Origin of the sequence: Archangium sp. Cb G35 (assembly GCF_001896145.1) — a bacterium.
Taxonomy (GTDB): Bacteria; Myxococcota; Myxococcia; order Myxococcales; family Myxococcaceae; genus Archangium; species Archangium violaceum.
In genome coordinates, this window is the sequence record NZ_MPOI01000017.1 from 235197 (window position 1) to 254112 (window position 18916).

Annotated in this window: 6 protein-coding genes; all 6 read right to left on the reverse strand. The window is 71.1% G+C overall.

Going from position 1 to position 18916, the window contains the following annotated elements; all coding sequences use genetic code 11:
* Window positions 1–69: 69 nt before the first annotated feature.
* Window positions 70–12336: a tetratricopeptide repeat protein gene (locus BO221_RS43155; RefSeq protein WP_073566757.1), complete on the reverse strand. Its 12267-nt coding sequence runs from the start codon at window positions 12334–12336 to the stop codon at window positions 70–72.
* A gap of 95 nt (window positions 12337–12431) precedes the next feature.
* Window positions 12432–14369, reverse strand: coding sequence for a lipopolysaccharide assembly protein LapB (locus BO221_RS43160; RefSeq protein ID WP_073566758.1), 1938 nt, complete (start codon window positions 14367–14369; stop codon window positions 12432–12434).
* A gap of 12 nt (window positions 14370–14381) precedes the next feature.
* On the reverse strand, window positions 14382–14996 hold the full coding sequence (gene cglE / locus BO221_RS43165) for an adventurous gliding motility protein CglE (protein WP_073566759.1): 615 nt from the start codon (window positions 14994–14996) through the stop codon (window positions 14382–14384).
* A gap of 111 nt (window positions 14997–15107) precedes the next feature.
* Window positions 15108–17027 (reverse strand): adventurous gliding motility protein GltG, encoded by a 1920-nt coding sequence (gltG, locus tag BO221_RS43170; protein WP_073566760.1) that lies wholly within the window; start codon window positions 17025–17027, stop codon window positions 15108–15110.
* 69 nt (window positions 17028–17096) lie between these two features.
* Window positions 17097–17375: an adventurous gliding motility protein CglF gene (gene cglF, locus BO221_RS43175; RefSeq protein ID WP_043389790.1), complete on the reverse strand. Its 279-nt coding sequence runs from the start codon at window positions 17373–17375 to the stop codon at window positions 17097–17099.
* Window positions 17376–17488: 113 nt separating this feature from the next.
* Window positions 17489–18907 (reverse strand): adventurous gliding motility TPR repeat lipoprotein GltE, encoded by a 1419-nt coding sequence (gene gltE, locus BO221_RS43180; protein WP_369866036.1) that lies wholly within the window; start codon window positions 18905–18907, stop codon window positions 17489–17491.
* Window positions 18908–18916: the final 9 nt, after the last annotated feature.

The window sequence follows — 18916 nt, forward strand, 5'->3', positions numbered from 1 at the left end:
CGCCCGCCCGGTTGCTGGTTCAACGCGTGAGACCCCCTTTTGGATCTCACGCTCCTTCGAGCCGCTCATCTACTTCCTCACCTGTACCTCCACGTCCGTACCTACCGCTACACGCAGCTCGCGGAGCTCGTCGGACGTGGCGAACAGCAGCAGCTCCTTCAACTTCGCCTTCGGAGAGACCCGGAAGGCCGAGCCGGTCTCCCCCATCACCATGCGCTTGACGGGCTCGCACTCGCCCGCCGCGAAGAGGCCGGCACGCGAGGCCGTCAGCTCCGCGCCCTCGAGGTACTGACGCACATCCGCCGGCGTGGCTGTGGGCAGGTAGACACGCGCCACCTTGGCCAGGGCCGCGCGGCCCGGCTCGCTGAAGGCCTTCTCCAGCACCCGGCGCTCGGCGTCCACCATCCGCGGATCCACCGTGAAGCGCAGATTGGGCACCACCAGACTCAGCGCGGCCTGCACCACGGCCTCGAGCCGCTCCGGGACCAGCCGCTGGCTCATGGCCAGCTCCGGACGCACCAGGGCGAGCGTCCGCCCCAGCAGGTAGTAGGCCTCGCGCTGCCCCTGCTCCGCGAAGAAGCGCCCACCCGCGCGCACGCAGGCCGGGTGCGTCTGCAGCACCTCCACGTTGACGAGCGGATCCGGCGCCGGATCGTTGGAGCGCTTCGCCATGTTCTCGCGGCGGACCACCAGGTGCGGCGAGTACAGCTCCACCGCGTCCAGGCCGAACAGGCGCGCCACGTACCGGTAGTGCTGCACGTGGTACTCCTGCGCGCTCGCCAGGTCGATCCGGTGCTTCTTCGGGACGATCTGGTAGTTCTGGTGGGGCACCGCGTACAGGTGGCCCAGCTGCACGAAGAGCAGCCCCATCAGCTCGGTGAGCGGCCCCCGCAGCTTCGGGTGCAGCAGGTGCGTCAGCCACATCTGGTCGGACAGCGGCCGCTGGGCCACTTCCTTGCGCTTCGCGTAGGGCCCCAGCTTGGTGAGGATCTCCTTCTCGTCATCCCCCGCCTCGCCGAGCAACCCCGCCGCCGCCTGAGCCGCCATCCAGGCGCCATCGTAGTCCTTGCGCACCGCGGACAGACGCACCAGCTGCGCGACGACCTTGCGCGGGTCGGCCGTGTTGGGCAGGGCGCGGCGGAGCGCGGCGACGGCCTCGTCCTCCTTACCCGGAGAGGCCGCGGCCAGTTCGGCGTAGATCTCCTGCGCCTGCGAGTCCTCCGGCAGGCCCTTGGCGACGACGCCGTAGGCCGCCACCGCGCCCTCCTGGTTCCTCAACACCTGGCGGTAGAGGTCTCCCAGCGCTCGCCACAGCCCCATGCGCGCGCCGTGCGTGTCGGGCGTCTTCGGCATGCGCCCGAGCATCTTCGCGTAGTTCTCTTCCAGGGCCTTCCACTTGCCCGCACCGCCCAGCATCGCCTCGAGGGCGCTGAAGGCCTCGATGAAGCGGTGGTCCAGGTCCAGTGCCGTGTTGAAGGCCACGGCCGCGCCGTCCACGTCGCGCAGCTCGTCCCGGCGCAACTCGCCGAGCGCAAACCACACCCGCTTGGCCTTGTTGGGCTCGGCGTTGAGCGCGGGCAGCCGCAGCATCCGATCCAGCATGTCCGCGGCCTTCTGGCCCTGGCGCGTCTCACGCAGCAACACGTAGAGCGCGTCCAGCACCTCGAGCGACTCCGGCATGATCTTGAGCGCGCCGGTGTACGCGTCGATGGCCTGGTACGGATCCTTCAGCTTCTCGCGCGCGAGCTGGCCCAGCTCCAGGAAGACCCGGACCTTCGCCTCCCCTTCCAGCACCTGGGCGAGCTGCTGGCGGAGCTCGGCGGCCCGCTCCCAGCGGCCACCCTGGTCCATCAGGGCCACCAGCGCACGCAGGGACGCCTCGTGGCTGGGATCCACGGCCAACGCCTTCTCGAAGTGGTTCTGCGCGCGATCGGACTGGTTCAGCTTCGCGTGGATGTCGCCGAGCTGCCAGTAGACCTCCACCACCTCCATGTCGGTGAGCTCTTCCCGGTGGTGGATGAGGATGGTCTGGAAGATGCGCAGCGCGTCCTCGTAGCGCTTCGCGTGCTGCACGAGCAGGTGGCCGTAGCCCTCGAGCACCGGCAGGAAGGTGGCATCGAGGTCGTACGCCTTCTTGTAGGAGGCGAGCGCCTTGTCGCGGTTGCCCAGCTTGTCCGCCACGTAGCCCAGCCGGTACAGCTGCCGGCACAGCTCCGCGGCGACCGCCTGGTCCTTCTCCGCGATGGCCTTCTCCGCCATCTTGCGCACGACGATGTCGAGCATCTGCTCGGCGGACACCCAGTCCTCGCGCGCGCTGTAGACGTCCGAGAGCGGACGCGCTGCCTCCAAGCTATCCGGGGCGTACTTGAGGGTCTCCTCGTAGTAGGCCGTGGCCGTATCCGGATCACCCTTCGTCTCGGCGTTGTAGCGCGCCACCTCGAGCAGCGAGCGCGCCTTGGCCTCCGCGTCCTCGGTCTGCTGCGCCTCCTGGAGCAGCGTCTGCTCGTAGCCGCCCCAGTCCTTCTCCTGTTCCTGGATGCCCTTGAGGGCGCGGATGCTGGGCAGGTGGCCCGGGTCGATGGAGAGGGCGTTCTGATAGGCCGTACGGGCGCTGCCCGTGTCCATCAGCATGTCCTCGTTCATCTTGCCCATGCGGAAGTACAGCTCCACCGCGTCGGGCGCGGCGCCCGCCAGCTGCGCTTCCTGCTGCAGCATCTCCAGGGCGTAGGGCCAGTTGCCGCTGCGCTCGTACAGCTTGCCGAGCGCGTGCAGCGCGGGCCGGCACCCGGGGTCCATCCCCAACGCGTGATGGTACGTGTTCACCGCCCGGTCCACCTGCTTGAGCTGCTGGTGGTAGACGTTGCCGATCTCCACGTACAGCTCGGCCTGCTCCTGCGTGGACGTGGCCAGCTGCAGCTGCCGCTCGTAGGCGACAACCAGATCCTCCCACCGCGCCTGCGTGCGCCGCAGACGGATGAGCGTCTTGATGGCCTGCAGGTTCTGCGGATCGATCGCCAGCACGCCCTCGATGAAGGCGTCCGCGTTGGCCGGGTTCTGGTACTTGTCCTCCCAGATGCTCGCGCAGCGGAACATCACCCGCACGCGCTCGCGGTAGTCGCTGACCACCTCGAGCATGCGCTCGTAGATGGCGAGCAGCTCCGCCGGCTGATCCAGCTTCGTGTGCAGCCGCTCCAGCGACTCCAGCGCCTGGAGGTTGTACGGCTCGAACTCGAGCGCCTGGCGGAAGGCGACCACCGCCGCCTCGTCGTCGCCGATGTCGCGCTCGTAGACGTTCGCCACCTCCACCTGGATGCGCGCCCGCTCCTCCACCGTCGCCGCCAGGTCACGCGCCCGGAGCAGCGTGGAGGCCACCTCGCGCCACGCCTTCTGGCGGCGGTACAGCTCGGTGAGCACCGCGAGCGTCTCCGCGTCCGGCTCCAGGTCCAACGAGCGCAGCAGCGCGCTCGCGGCCTCGTCGGGGTCTCCCTGCTCCTCGAAGACGCGGGCGATCTCCCGGAGGATTCCCTTGCGCGCCTCGATGGAACCGGCGGCCTCGAGCTTCTGCTCCAGCGCGACCACGTACTCGCGCTCACGGCCCCGGCGCTGGAACATCCCCGCGAGCCCATCGAGCGCCGTGGCGTTCGTCGGGTCGAACTCGAGGATCTTCCGCAGCGCCGCCTCTGCCGCCTGCGGATCGTTCAGCTTCAGGTCATGGACGCGCGACAGCGTGGCGTACATGCGCTCGGCGAGCGGGCCCCGCGGCAGGGCATCCGCCACCTCCTCGTAGACGGCGGCGAGCTCCTCGTGAGAGCCCGTCTCGTCGGCGAGCCGCTCCACTTCCTCGCGCAGCGTGTCGTCCGACGCGTCGATCTGCAGCGCGCGGCAGAGCGCCAGGAAGGCCACGTCCTTCTGGCCGAGCCGCTGCTCCTGCACCCTCGCCAACTCCCTGAGGGTGGCCAGCTTCTCCTCTTCCGTGACGAGGTGCGGCAGGTAGCGATCCACCACCTGCGCGTAGGCACGCCAATCGTTGAGCGTCCGGTACAGCTCGCAGACGCGCGCGTACGCGGTGGGGTTGGCCGGATCCAGCTCCAACACCTTCTCCAGCGCGCCGCCGGCCAGCTCGGGCTTGTTGCCCGCGCCCGTCCACAGGTCCGCCACCGCGAACCACGCGGCCACCGCCTGCTCACGCTCCTCGGCCTGCTGGTGCACCTGCACCTTCAGCTCGAGCGCACGCACCGCGTCGTTGTACGCGCGCAGCGAGACGAAGAGCGCATGCACGCGCTCCAGGTCCGCCACCGCGTGGGGCTCCACCTCCAGCGCGCGGCGAGCCGCGTCCAGGGCCTCCTCGCGGCGGCCCATGCCCGAGAGCACCTCGGCCAGCCGCAGGCGCAGCGCCTTCACGCCCTCGGCCGACTCCTGCAGCGGAACGAGCCGCCGCAGGATGCCCACCAGCTCCTCCGCCTGCCCCGTCTCCTCGTACAGCTCGCGCAGCGTGTCCAGCACGCCCCGGTGCCGCGCGTCGCGGTCCAGCGCGGCCTTGAGGTAGCTCACCGCCGCCTCGGGCTGCTTCAACAGCCGGTACAGCACCCGGCCCAACCGCTCGTTGAGCCGCACCACCTCGCGCGGATCCAACGTCTGCGACAGGCGGTCCGCCAGGAGCGTGCGCAGCTCCTCGTGCCGGCCGGACTTCTCGAGGAGGGCCTCCAGCGCGGTGACCGCCTGCTCGTTGCGGGGGTTCTTCGCCAGCAGCTCGCGGTACAGCTCGATGGAGCGGTCCAGGTCCTCCAGTCCCTCGGCGGACACCTGCGCCATGCGCGTGAGGACCCGCTCACGCTCCGGGCCGGTGACACGCTCGGACTGCAGCTTGAGGATGTTGTACAGCTTGTCGTGCGCGCCGGCCGAGTCGTAGATGGTCTCCAGCAGCCGCGCCGAGGCCAGGTGCCCCGGCTCCAGCGCCATCACCTGCTCGAACGCGGAGGCCGCGCGATCCATGCCGTCCAGCTTCTCCTGGACCAACTGGCCCAGGCGGAAGAGGAAGCCGACCTTGTCCGCCTTCTCCTCCGCCGTGGAGGCCAGCGCCTCCAGGACGTTGGACAGCTCCGGCCACGCCTCCAGCGCCACGTACAGCCGATCCAGCGCGGCCAGCGCCTTCTGCTGTGCCGCCGGGTTCAGCGTGCGCGCGCGCTCGTAGTAGACGACGGCGCGCTCGGGCTCCTGCAGACGCGCCTCGAACAGATGGCCCAGCTTGAGGCACATGTCCGAGGCGTCCTGGGCCTCGGCCACGCGCGGCAGCGACTCCTCGTAGGCCACCACCAGCTCGTCGTACGAGCCGGCCGCGTCCGTGGCGCTCTCCAGCCGCTTCCGCAGCTCGCCGTCGTTCGGGTCCTCCTTGAAGGCGCGGAAGAGCGCCAGGAAGGTGAGCTCCGGCTCGCCCTGGCTCTCGCGCAACGTGGCCAGCTCGCTCAGCAGCGACTTGCGCTCGAACGCGTCCGGCGACACGCCCACCCGCGTCTCGATGACCGACGCGAGCCGCCCCACGTCCCCGCTCGCCCGGAAGGCGCGCAGCAGCGTCTCCACCGCGAGCAGGTTCTGCGGCTCACGGTTCACCAGCGCCTCCAGCCGGCCCACCGCTCCGGCATGGTTGGGCTGCAGCGAGAGCACCTCGCCGTAGAGCGCCAGTGCCCCCGCCTTGTCCAGCAGCTTCGTCTCGCGCAGCACCGCGAGGCGGAAGCGCAGCTCCAGCCCCTCCTCGGGCGTCACGAGCGCGATGCGGCGGGCCAGCACGTCCGCCATCTCCGGCCAGCGCTCCAGCTTCTGGCACAGGGCGTCCATCCGCGTCAGCGCGGCGGCGTCGTCCTGCTTCACGTCCAGCAGGCGCCGCAGGGTGGCCAGTGCGCCCAGCCCGTCCTGCAGCTTCTCCTCCTGGAGCACGGCGATCTGCAGCAGCACCGACGCGCGGCGGGCCGGCTCCTCGGCGCTCGCGAGCTGGCGGCGCAGCACCTCCAGCAACTCCTGCGGCGTGCCCGTATCGGCCACCAACCGCGCCACGCTGTCGAGCGCGTCCGTGTCCGTGGGCCGCAGCGTCAACACCTTGCGCCACGAGGCCAGCGCCTCGTCGTCCTCGCCCAGGCGCGCCTGCAACCGGGCCAGTGCCCGGTACAGCTCGGCACGGGCCGCGTCACTCGCCCGCGGAGCAATCTCCGAGAGGATGGCCGCGAACTCCTCGGTCGCTCCCGCCTTGTCCACCAACGAGAGGCACAGCTCCAGCGTGCGCGGATCGTCCGCCGCGTCCCGCAGCGCACGCGTGCCGGCCAGGAAGGCCATCTCCGCGTTGTCCAGCGGGCCCGCGTACGTCTCCGCGATGCGGCGCAGCAGCGCCGCGCGCTCCTGGGGCACCGGCTCGGCGGAGACGCGCGACTCCAACATCTGCACCTGCTTGAGGTGGTCGCCCACCGACGCGAACACCGGCTCCAGCGCCAGCGCCGCCTGGCCACGCAGCGGGCTCTCCGAGCGCGCCATCTCCTCCAGCGCGCCCACCGCGCCCGGGTGTCCCTCGCGGCGGCGGAGCACGTCCTGGTACAGCTCCAGCGCCCCGCGCGGATCATCCAGGCGGCTGAACTTCAGGCGGCCCAGGCGCACGCGCAGCTCGCTCCCCTCTTCCTGGGCCTTGCGCGCGTCGGCGAGCTGGATCTCCCGCTCGATGTGCTGCGCCAGCTCAGGCCAGCGCTCCATCTGCGTCAGCACGCGGCCCAGCAGCTTGAGCGCGTTGGCGTCCTCGGGCCGGCGCTCGAGGATGTCCCGGTACGTCTGCGCCGCGAGCGCCTTGTCGGCGAGCGTCTCCTCGGCGAGGTGCGCCAGCTCGAAGAGCAGGTTCACCTGCGCGGGCACGGACGGCTCGGCCGTCACCTGCCGGCGCATCGCCAGCGCCAGCTCGCGGGTCGCACCGGTCCGCCGGTGCACGCGCGCGATGGACTCCAGCACCTGCTTGTTCTGCGGATCGCGCCGGCTGACCTCCTCCAGCGCGCGCACCGCCAGGTCGTACCGCTTCAGGCGGCCGTCGTAGATGCCCGCGAGCCGCCGCCACAGATCGCCCGCCAGGGGCTCGGTGGCTCCGCGCTCGAGCTGATCCTCGTACGCCGCCGCCACCTCCTCGAAGGAGCCGGAGTCGGCCGCGAGCCGCTCCAGGTCATCGCGCACGCCGTCACCCTGCGGGGCCTCGTTGAAGGCACGCAGGCGCGCGGCGAAGGCGAGCGACGTCTGGCCCAGCGCCTCGCGCAGGGTGGCGATCTCCTGGATGCGCTCCAACTTCCGCGCGGGCGACGTGACGGGCAGGAGCAGCTCCAGCACCTCCACCAGCTTCCGGGTGTCGTTGAGCCCGCGGTAGACGGGCTCCAACAGCCGCGCCGCCTCCACCCGCTGCGCATCGACCTGGAGCATGCGCTCCAGACCCGCGACGGACTGCGGATCTCCCGGAGTCAGCGCCAGCAGGTCGCGATACGCGGTCAGCGCCTCGGCGTGGTTGCCCTCCTTCTCCACCAACTGGGCCCGGCGCAGGATGAAGCCGCGGCGGGACTCGGCGTCCGTGGCCTGCTCGGCGAGCAGATCCAACACGTCCGCCTGCTCCGCGAAGCGCCGCGTCTTGGCGAAGAGCTTGTCCAGCGCGAGCAGTCCATCGGCCGCCCTGCGGATGGCCAGCGCCGAGCGCCACGCCTCGATGGCCTTGGCGTCATCACCCGCGGCCGCGTAGGCCTCACCGGACTTCACCAGCAGGGCACGCCGGGCCTCGGGGTCCGTCACCAGCGCCGACTGGGCGGCGTAGACCTCGGAGAGGCTCTTGGCGTTCTGCCCCCGCTCGTACAGCCGCGAGAGGGCCTCGAGCGCCTGACGATCCTGCGGCGCGTCCTGGAGGATCTTCTTCCAGACGCTGGCGGACTCCTCCGTCTGGCCGAGCTGCTCACGCAGCTCCGCGGACCGGCGCAGCAGGCCGAGCCCCGAGGGGTCACCCGTGGGCAGGTCCAGGGCGGCCTCTTCGTACAGCTCGGCGAGCATCTCGAAGGAGCCCGTCTCGCGCGCGAGCCGCTCCAGATCCGGCTGCTGGCCCTCGCGATCCAGGCCCTGGGAGAAGGCCTTCACCGCCGCCATGAAGGCAAGCGACGGCTGCTGCATGTCCTGCTCGTAGATGCGGCGGATGTCCGCGGCGAGCTGCACCTTCTCCGCGCTGAGGGCGGAGGCCATGCGCGCCTCGCGCAGGGCCACGCGGCGCTGGTGATCGCCCAGCCGCGCGAGCACGGGATCGAGCACCTCCAGCGCCCCCGCGCTCATCGGCACGGCGGCCTTCACCCACTCCTCGAGCGCGGAACGGGCACCGGGGTGGCCCGGATCCTCGGAGAGGATGCCCTGGTAGAGCTGGAGCGCGCCGTTGGGGTCATCCAGCCGCGTGCGCTTCAGCTCGGCGAGGCGGAAGGAGACCTCGCGGCCCTGCGGGCTCTGCCCCTCCTGCGTCCGCCGCAGGCCGAGCGCCCACGCCAGATCCTTCTCGCGGCCTGGCTCCGCGTAGAGCCGGTCCAGGGCGACGGCGGCCTCGCGCTGGAGCGGATCCCGCTCGGCGATGGCGCGCCATGCGGCGGCGGCGCTCTCCTTGTCGCTCAGCTTCGACTCGTGCAGCAGGGCGGCCTCGCGCAGGTACGCGAGCTGCTCGGCCACCTCGGGCGCGGCGGCGGCGAGCTTCTCCAGCACCTCGGCGAGCGCGGCCCACTCCTCACCCGCGCGGTGCAGGCGCTGCAACGAGCGCAGGCAGTCGAGATTGCCCGGCTCCAGCGCCAGCAGGGCCCGGAGCGACTTCAACGCGGCGTCGCGATCGTCGAGCTTCTTCTCCTGGACCTCGGCCAGCTCGCGCAGCAGCCCCGCCCGGGCGGGACCCACGCTGCCCTCCTCGGTCAGCTCGATGATGATTTCCGCGTAGGCGTCCAGCGAGTCCGCGTCCTCGGCGGCCTGGCGAGCGGCGGCGCGCAGGGGCATGTCCCCCGGCGCCAGGCGCAGGGCCCGGGCGAGCGAGGCGAAGGCCAGCTCCGGCTGGCGCAGCTGCGTCAGGTGCACCTGCGCGGCCTGACGGAGCACCAGCACCCGGGACGCGTCATCCCGCGCCACCTCGGCGAGCACGTCCAGCGCGGCCACCAGCTTGCGGTGGTCCTTCGTGGCCTCGTAGGCGGGAATGAGGGCACGCGCCGCCTCCTCGCGGGCGTTGCCGGAGCCGAGCATCCCCTCGAGCGCGGCACGGGCGTCCACGTCGGAGGGGCGCTGGCGGAGGATGTCCGCGAAGCTGCGCACCACGTCGGTGCGGTCGCCCGACGAGTCCTGCAGCACCTGCGAGCGCTTGAGCGTCAGACGCGCCACGCGATCCAGGTCACCCGCGTCCTCCGCGAGCGCGATCTGCCGTGCGAGCACCTCGCCCAGCTCCCGGTTGCGTCCGGCCTTCTCGTACAGCTCGGCCAGGCGAGGCAGGTGACGCACCTCGTCCGCGCCGGAGTGGATGGCGGCCTGGAGGGCCTCGGCGGCCTGCTGCGGCCGGCCCAGGCCGGCGTTGAGCTCCACGAGCTGCAGCTGCAGCTCGATCTTCTCCGCCTTCGTGGCCGTGGCGATCCGCTTGCGCAGCAGGGCATCCGCGTCCGCCGCGCGCCCCGCCTTGCCGTACAGGTTGATCAACCGGCCGAGCACCTCGGGAGACTCGGGCTGCCGCTGCAGCGCCGTCTCCAGCGAGCCAATCGCCTCCGGGAGCGCCCCGGACTGCTCGGCCAGCGTCGCCGCCTCGGAGAGCAGCTGCACCGCGAGCGCGGGCACCTCCGCCTCGGTAGCCAGCGCCCGCAGCACGCGCACCAGCTCCGCGTGGGAGGACAGGTCATGCGCCAGACGCGCCGCCTCCGCGCGGCTCACCTCGTCCGCGGGAGCCTCGCGCAGGGTCTTCACGCGCAGGTCGAAGGCGGCACGGCCGTCGGCCAGCTGCTTCTCCTGGATGTTGGCGATCTGACCGGCCAGCCGCTGCCGCAGCGCCACCTCCTTCGTGGCCTCGAGCTGCTGCAGCAACGCGGACACCTGGCGCTGATGATCACCCGCGCGGCCGTAGTGGCCGGCCAGCGCCTCGGAGATCTCCGCCGTGCGAACACCGGCCGCCGAGAGCCGCTCGAGCCCGCCCAGCACCACGCCCGTGGCGACGTTCTCCGCGAGCAGCTGGAGGAAGATGCCCACCGCGTCCTGCGGACGGTTCAGGCGCTCGGCGTACAGACGGGCCTGGCGCGCCGCCCAGTCGCTGCGCTCCACCTGCGTCTCGGCCAGCTTCGCCAGCTTGCCAGCCAGCGCCGCGGCCTCCTCGAACTTCGACAGCGCCACGCACACCGCCTGCAGGCGCCGCACGGGGCCCGGATCCTCCGGAGAGAGCTTCACCAGCTCGCGCACCATCGGCTCCAGCTCGGACGGAGCCACGCCGGTGGCCTCGCGCCGGGAGATCTCCGCTTCCAGGCGTGCCTTGGGGTCATCCGCGAGCGCGGCGGCGGCCCGGAGCGCCTTCACCGCTTCCTGCGCGGTGCTGTCACCCGGAGCACGCGCGAGCACCTCCCGCCAGGCCGCCTCGGCCCCCGCGGGATCCGCCAGCGTTCCCTGGAGCAGCTGCGCGAGGTGCCGCCAGAGCGAGAGGGCCGACTCGGGAGGCGCGACCACGGCCGCCCGGCGCAGCGCCACCGCCAGGGCGGGCTCCGCGTGGGCCTTGCCCGCCTGCTCCATCACGGAGTCCAGCAGCATGGGACGGCCGGGCTCCAGTGCCAGGGCCCGGGCGAGCACCTCGAAGGCACCGCGCGCGTTGTCCGCCTCCTCGTAGAGGAGCGCGAGTCCCTCGCAGAAGGCCACGCGCTCGGCGCGCGGACGGGGGGCGAGCAGCGCCAGATCCAGCAGCGGCTCCATCGCCTCGAAGTTCTCTTCCTCCGCCAGGAGACGGGCCAGCTGGAAGGCCGCGAGCGCGTTGGCCGGGTCCAGCTTGAGCGCGGCCTCGAGGTGCGCGCGCGCCGCGTCTCCATCCTTCTGATGCAGGCAGAGGTCCGCCAGCCGCAGCCGCAGGGCCACCTGCGTCACGCGATCCTTCACCGTGCCGAGGTAGCGCTCCAGCAGGGCGAGGGCGTCCGCCCCCCGGCCCTGCTCCAGCATCAACTCGGCGCCGAGGCTCGCCACGTCCGCGCGCGCCGGATCCACGCTGGTGGCCTTCTCGAAGGCGGCGAGCGCCCCGGCCACGTCGTTGAGCCGGGTGAGGCGCAGCGTGCCCAGCCGCAGCCACAGGTCCACCTGGGCATTGCGCTCGCGCGCCTCGCCCGCCATCGTCTCGAACCAGCTCTGCGCCGGCCCGAAGTCACCGTTGCGCTCGGCCACGCGCTCGATGAGGTTGAGGGCCTCGGGCATGCCGGGCCACAGCAGGAAGCAACGATCCAGCGCCTCCTTCACCTTGTCCGCGGCGGCCGGCTCGTACCAGGCATGCAGCTTGGCCACCAGGAGGGACAGCCGCGCCGCGCTCTTGCGATCGCGCTCCTCCAGGGACATGCCGCGCAGCATGCGCGCGCGCTCGCGCCACGCCTGCTCGAAGCGCTGCAACGTCTGCGTGGCCTTCTCCGCCCGGGCATTCTGCGGATCCAGCTCCCGCACGACGGCCAGCGCCTGCTGGGCGAGCACGTGCTCGGTGGGATCCTCCACCAGCCTCTCGGCGAAAGCGGCGTACTCCTCCACCATGCCCTCGCCACCGAGCGCACCGCGCTCCCGCTCCAGCGACTCGAAGACGGGCTGGAAGCGCTCCTCGGACATCAGGAGCTGACGGGCGCGCTTGAAGGTGGCGCGCTCCGGCTTCGCACGCGCGGCCCGCTGCAGGCACAGCACCGCACGATCCCTCCGGAACAGCTTCTGCTCGTGGAGGTTGGCCGCCTTCATGAAGAAGGCCGCGGCCTCGTCGCCGTGGCTCAGGCCGCCGAGCCGCTCCAGCACGTCCACGAGCCCGGTCATGTCCTGGCGCGCCTCGTAGACGGTCTTCAGCCCGCGCAGCACCGGCCGCGGATCCTCGGCGATCAGCAGCGCGCGCCGCAGCAACTCCTCGGAGCGGCCGGGGTTGCGCAACCGCTCGTAGGCAAGCTGTCCGGCGCGCACCAGCACCCGAACCGCCTCGGCGTTCGGAGTCTCTCGTGCGCGTCCCTCGTAGAGACGGATGAGGTCCTCGACGCGGCCAGCCTTCTCGAGTGAAGCCTCGACCTCGGCGAAGGGCCGGTCGGAAGCGACACGCTCAGCGGGTCGACGGAGGTTCGACTGATCCATGAAGGGCGGGCCTCGCAAAAGAAAGGGGCGGGAGCGGACTCTACAGCCCGCTCACCGCCCCCAGCAATTGCGTAAATCCCGCCAACTGTCGAGATTTATTGGCTTTCTTGCTCGTTTGCAGCCGGAGCGGACGAGCTCCCCTCGGAACCCTTCGCGCCCTCGGCGCCAGTCTCTTCGGCCTCTTCGGCGGCCGCGGCGGCATCCGCGGGCCGCTTGGGCGGCGGAGTAGCGGGCAGGGCCTGGGCACGCTGCACGCCCTCGTTGTCACCGAGCTTGGTGAACAGCTCGGTCGCCTTGTCCCTCAGCTGGAGCTCCTCGGCCAGGGCGGCGGCCTTGGGCAGGTGGCCAATCTGCTCGTAGAGCACCATGGCCTTCTCCTTGCGGCCGATCTCCTCGTAGAGCGCCGCCGCGGTGGCGGACTCCCCGAGCAGCTCCAGCCACCGGGCGCGGCCGGCGGGCTTGTTCTCCGCCTCGGCGCGGGCGAGTTCCTTCTGCGCCAGGGCCTTGGCCTCGTCCGCCAGCTTCAGCCGGTTGAGGAAGTGGAAGGCCTTGGGAGGCGGCAGCGTCCCGAGCACCTCCACGGCCTCCTTGCCACGACCGGCGTTCACCAGCAGGGTGGCCGCACCGAGCCGATCCCCGCGCTCGACCAGGGCCTTCACCTCCAGGTCCCGGACGCGGTTGGCCGCCGCGAAGTCGCGGGTGCGCTCGTACGCCTTGCGCGCCAGCGCCAGCTTCCCGGCACGCTCGTAGGCGAGCCCCGCCTGATCGAACTGACGGGCCCGCTCGTACAGCCGGGCGACGTTCTCGAAGTCACCCTTGCCGATGAAGATCTCCATCAGCAGCTCGTAGGCGCCCGCCTTCTCGAGCACCTGAGGCACCTGATCGGCGGGGATCGTCCCCATGAGGCGGCGGGCAGCATCGTTGTCCTTGCCCGCCAGCGCGCTGCGCAGGGCGCTCTTCACGTCGCCACCGGCCTCGAAGAGCCGGGTGGCCTCGGTGAAGGAGTTGTTGCGCTCGTGCATGCGCGCCGCGTCGCGGGTACGGCCCATGCCCTCGAGCTGCTTCGCCTGCTCCGGCCAGTCACCCGTCAGCTCGGGCAGCGGCTGCCGGCGCTCGCGATCGCCACGCTCGCGATCACCACGCTCCCGGCGCTCGCCCTCGGGACGCTCACGACGCTCGCCACGCTCCCGGCGCTCACCCTCACGGCCCTCACGGCGCTCGCCACGCTCACGTCCCTCGCGGCGCTCTCCCCGGTCCCGACGCTCACCGCGCTCACCCTCGCGGCGCTCTCCCGCGGGAGGACGGGCAGCGGCGGGCTCCTCGCGCTCGGGCTGCGGCTCGCGGCCGCTCAGCGCGAAGGCCGCCGAGGCGCGATCCGGATCTCCAGCGGCGCGCCAGGCACGGCCCACCAGGTACATGACGTCCACGTAGGCCTGGAACTTCTCCTTCGCCGGATCCGCGGCGGGAGCCGCGGGCGTGGCGGCGGCCTCCGCGGGAGCGGCAGCGCCCTCCGCCGGAGCAGCGGCCTCACCCCCGGTGGCCTCCGCGGGAGCCGGAGTGGCCTCGGCGCCCGCCTCGGGAGCGGCCGGAGCAGCTCCGGACTCACCCGCCGCCGGGCTCTCGGGCTGGGGCGGACGCGTCTGGCGCTGCACGCGCAGCAGCGTGGTGATGAGCCGGCCACGCACGTTGAGATCCAGCTCCTCGAGCGACTTCACCCGCATGGCGCGCAGCGAGCGGACGATCGACTCGAGCGGCGACTTCTGGGCGGCGAAATCGCTCTTGCCCAGCGCCTTCTCCAGGGTGCTCAAGTCAGCGATGACGCGCTGGCCCGGACCGATGGGGCCTTCCGCACGATCGCGCCCGCGACCCCGGGGACCATCGCCCCGGCCGCCGCGGCCTCCGTCGCGACCCCCGAAACCCCCGTCGCGACCACCGAAACCACCACCCGGACCCTCACGGCGCGGCCCCTGGCCGGGCCCACCGCCCGGTCCACGCCCACCGCGCGGTCCACCGCTTCCATTCTCCTGAGGCACGTGTTTCTCCCGCTAAAACGCGTAGCGAAGGTTCGGCGTCACCGCGAACCCGAATGACTGAGACCTGACGAAGAAGCTGCCCGTCACCTCGATACCTACCGAGAAGTGGCGAAGGCGTGTGTAGTACTCCAGTCCCGGTCCGGCGAATACCAGAATGTCGGGGTCCGGCAGGAGTTGCTGCGGCCTGAACAGGGCGTACCCGGCGCCGCCGCGGATGTAGATCCACGTACGCTGGACCTCCTGGGCATCGGCCAGACCCACCAGGTGGAAGCGCGCCACCGCGCCGGGCACCAGCATGGAGAAGTCGCCAGAGGCAGCGCCTCCCGAGTTGCCCACGTACTCCGAGCCCGCCCGGTTGGAGGCGCCCATCACGAAGACACCCAGTGACAGGCGCTCGCCGATGTCCACGCCCACCTCCAACTGGGCCGTCAGCCCGGGAGAGAAGGGCCGCGGGCCCGAGGTGGACGGCGGATTGACGATGAAGAACGGGCCACCGAACACCGAGAAGTAGATGCCGCGCTCGATCTCCTCGAAGGACTCGGCTGGCCTGTCACCAGCGGCCTGCGCATGCGCGAGCGCGGGGAGGGTCAGTGCGGCGCAAACGACGAAGGGGCGGAAGGCTTTCATGCGGGGGCGGACGTTAGCCCAGCAGCGCCTGGACGCCAGTGCCAAAAAGCAGATGGGCGGCCCCGCCCTGGCGGAACCGCCCACCTGAATGTTTTCACTGCTCAGCGGAGGCTACTCGCCGGCCGCCTTGAAGATGAACGGATAGGTGACGGTCACCGAGCCGCCGCCCTTGGGCTTGGGGAAGGACCAGGTGCGGACGCGGCCGGCCACGCACTGCTCCAGCTCGGAGTTGCCCGCGGTGGACTGGGCCACGGAAGAGCTGATGACGTTGCCCTCGGAGGCGATGATGAAGCGGACGGACACCTTGCCGCCCAGCTTCGGGAAGCGGTTGAGCAGGCTCTCGTAGCAGTACTTGATCTGCGACTTGTTGCGCTGGATGACCTGACGGATGAGCTCCTTGTCGAGCGAGCCGCTCACCGTGGCGTCCTCGGCCGCGATGCCCACGTCCACGCTCTGCTTGCCACCCAGGCCGCCCACGCCGGAGCCGTAGCCACCCATGCCGCCGCCGCGGCCCTTGGTGCCAACAGCGCCGATGCCGATGACGCTACCGCCGCCACCGCCACCTCCACCGCCGCCCTTCAGACCGAGACCACCGAGGCCGCCCACCATGCTGCCCTTGCCGACGAGGCCGCCCATGGCGCTCTTCAGGTCACCGCCGAGGCCACCACCGCCGAAGAGGCTGGAGGCGCCGCCCTTGCCGCCGAAGATCTTGGCCGCCATGTTCTTGGCAGCCGCCTTCTTGTCGGACTTGGCGGGGGCCGAGGGCTGGTTGGTCTGCTTGACGACCTCCTTCTTGGCCCCATCGTCCTTCTTCGCCTTGGCCTTCTCGGCCTGCTTCTCCGCCTTCTGCTGGTTGAGCTTCTCGAGGAACTTGTTCTTCTGCGTCTCGGGCGGCTTGACGATGAGCTTGGCCAGGCGCGAGTTGTTGCCCGCCAGCTCGTCCGCGTACTCGTCACCGGCAGCGGCGTGGTTGGCCGCGGCGATGACGAACATGGCGCCGAGGAAGAACGTCACCAGGAAGATGTTGATGACGGTGAAGTCCATCGACTCGCCCATCGCCGCGATGGCGCGCTTGGGGGCGGACTCGTAGGCAACCTCCAGCGTCACGCCGCCCAGGTCCACCCAGAGGAAGTCATCCTCCTTGAGGGTGATCGCATAGGCCTCGCCCTCGTGGGTGGCCTTGCCGGACTCGATGACGGCCTTGAGGTCCGAGGTGTCGCCCTTGCGGGTGAGCTCGCCCTTCATCTTGCCGGTGAAGAGCACGGTGTAGCCCTGGCCGTCGGTGCGCACCACCTCGAAGCGCTCGCCGCCCAGCTTGGCGTCACCCATGATGAAGTCGACGCCCTTGGCGGTGCCGACGGTGAAGGAGCGCTTCTGGCCCGGGGAGAGGAAGAAGTCACCCACGCGCTGGTCGCCCCACATGAAGTGGAGGCCCAGGCCGAGCGGACCATTGCCCTTGCGGATGGCACGGCGCACGCGCGGAGCGGGCTCGGCGGGAGCGTGCTCCACGGGAGCCGCCACCGGCTGCGCGACGGCCTTCGGAGCGGGAGCGGCCACCGGCTGCTGCACCACCACCGGCACGGGGGCGGGCGTCACGGCGGCCGCGGCGGCCGGGGACACCGCCGCCTGGGACAGGCCCACGGCCAGCGGGGTCTCGGCGACAGGGGCCACCGGAGCCGGCGCCGGCGGGGTGCTCGCCGCGGCGGTCGCCAGGTTCACCGCGGCCACGGCGGCGGGATTCTCCAGGCGGATGGTGGTGCCACCGACCTTGATCTCATCGCCGAAGGCCAGCTGACCCTTGTTGACGCGCTTGCCGTTGACGTAGGTGCCCTCGACGCTGCCCATGTCGATGATCGACAGGCTGCCGTCGGCGGCTACCTCGATGACGGAGTGAATGCGGCTGACCTTCTCGTCCTCCAGGCACAGGTGTGCGGAGGCGAGACGGCCGATCTTGATGATGTCGCGCTCGAAGTCCTTCGCGGTGACGAGTGTCTCACCCTTGAAGACCTTGAGTGTCAGAGGGACGGGCATGGAAATTCCCCAGTTGGCTTTCGGCGATCTCTAGGACAACGCGTGCGGTGGCGGGTTCCCGGCTTTTTTCTACAGCTCACCCACCGACTGCATCACCTTGTCCTCGAAGTCCTCGCGGATGCGGATCAGGTTGGAGTGCTGGACCTTGCTGCGAGCCTCGACGTACTCGCCGTCGGGCTTGGTGAGGTCACCCTCGATGGTGTCGTCCTCGAAGTCGATGCTCTGGGAGCCGCCCTTCTGGGCCTTGCCACCCCCACCCGCCTCCCGGCGAGGCGCGCTCTCTCCCTCGTCCTGGGCAACGGCCGGGCTCACCGCGAGTACCACGCACAGCATCAGGAGCTTCCGCATGACTTTCTCCGAGCGGTTCCCTCTCCGGGGTTCCGCAGTACGTCCACCAGCGCCGGAATCCGGCGCCAGCGGACGAAGGTTCGCATCATTCCCCCCACCCTCGCCACACACTCCTAGAAGATGTCGTCAGACGGCTCGGCGGGTTCCGCCTTGGCTGGATTCTTCTGCGGAGGCGCGGCGGCGGGCTGGCCGTCGGCGGGCGGAGTGTTGGCGGCGGGAGGCGGCGTGCCACCGGCGGGGGTGGCCTCGGCCGGGGCGCCGGTGCCCGAGGCGGGGGTGACATCGCCACCCTGCCTGGCCTCCTCGGCCTTCATCGCCTCCTGCTGCTGCTTCTGGAGCGCCTCGAGCTGCTTCTGCTGCTCCTCGGCGGCCACGGCCTCGCGCTGGGCCTGGACGATGGTCTCGGCCTCGCGCAGCAGCCCGAAGATGGGGTGCTCGGCGTTGAGGGCCACCTCACCGCCGGACATGGCGATGTACTTGCGGTACAGCTCGATGGCCCGCTCCGGAGCACCCTTGTGGCGGTGCAGCAGGACGGCGCGGTTGAAGTGGACGGCGGCCATGTTCGGGTCGAGCTTCTCCGCCTCGTCGTACTCCTGCATGGCCTTGTCCAGCTGGCCCTGGCCCTTGTAGGCGATGCCGAGGTTGAGGTGGGCGGCGGCGTTCTTGCTGTCGGCCTGGAGGATGCGGCGCAGGTGCTCCTCGGCGCCGGGGTAGTCCTCCGAGTCCAGCTCCATCTGCGCCAGCTGCACGCGCGAGGGCACGTAGTCGGCGCGGACCTCGATGGCTCGCTTGAAGGACAGGCGCGCCGCGTCCTTCTTGTCCTCCTGCAGGAGGACGAGGCCGATGGTGTGGTGCAGCTCGGGATCGTTCTGGTCGATCTTCATGGCGCGCAGGGCCACCAGCTTGGCCATGGCCAGCTGCTTGCGCTCCAGGTAGCTGCGCATCATCACCTTGTAGGCGGTGACGGACTGGGGCTCGCGCATGAGGGCGGCGCGCGCCAGCTCCATGGCCTTCTCCTGGTCACCGGTCTGCCGGTAGATCTCCGCCAGACGGGCGCGGGCGTTGCCGTCGTCCGGGTAGATCTTGAGGATGCCCTGGTAGAGGGACACCGCGCCGGAGACGTCACCGGCGTTCTGGGCGATCACCGCCAGGTTCTCGGAGGCCTGGCGCAGGGTGGGCTTCTTCTTGAGGGCCGCCTGGTAGCGGGAGACGGCATCCTGCGTGTTGCCCTGCCGCTCGGCGAGCACACCGAGGTTGTACTCGGCCTCGGCCACGTTCGGGTCCGCGTCCAGCGCGGCCTTGAACTTGCGCTCGAGCGACGGGTAGTCGAAGGCGTTGGCCTTCTTCTGGGCCTCCATCGCGCCGAGCGCGTCCTCGAAGAGGAGCTTGGCGCGGTTGGAGATGGGGACCGGCTCGTTGGGCTTGAGGTTCGTCTTGCCACCGGTGGTGCCGGTATCCGAGGCGGCCTTGGTGCCCGTGCAGCCCGCGGCGAACAGCGCCGCGAGCGCGGCCAGGAGGAGTGAGCGCATCATGGGGGGGCG

Excerpts from the sequence above, each read along its gene's own strand:
- BO221_RS43155 (WP_073566757.1), bottom strand. The coding sequence starts at position 12,336 with ATGGATCAGTCGAACCTCCGTCGACCCGCTGAGCGTGTCGCTTCCGAC.
- cglE (WP_073566759.1), bottom strand. The coding sequence starts at position 14,996 with ATGAAAGCCTTCCGCCCCTTCGTCGTTTGCGCCGCACTGACCCTCCCC.
- gltG (WP_073566760.1), bottom strand. The coding sequence starts at position 17,027 with ATGCCCGTCCCTCTGACACTCAAGGTCTTCAAGGGTGAGACACTCGTC.
- cglF (WP_043389790.1), bottom strand. The coding sequence starts at position 17,375 with ATGCGGAAGCTCCTGATGCTGTGCGTGGTACTCGCGGTGAGCCCGGCC.
- gltE (WP_369866036.1), bottom strand. The coding sequence starts at position 18,907 with ATGATGCGCTCACTCCTCCTGGCCGCGCTCGCGGCGCTGTTCGCCGCG.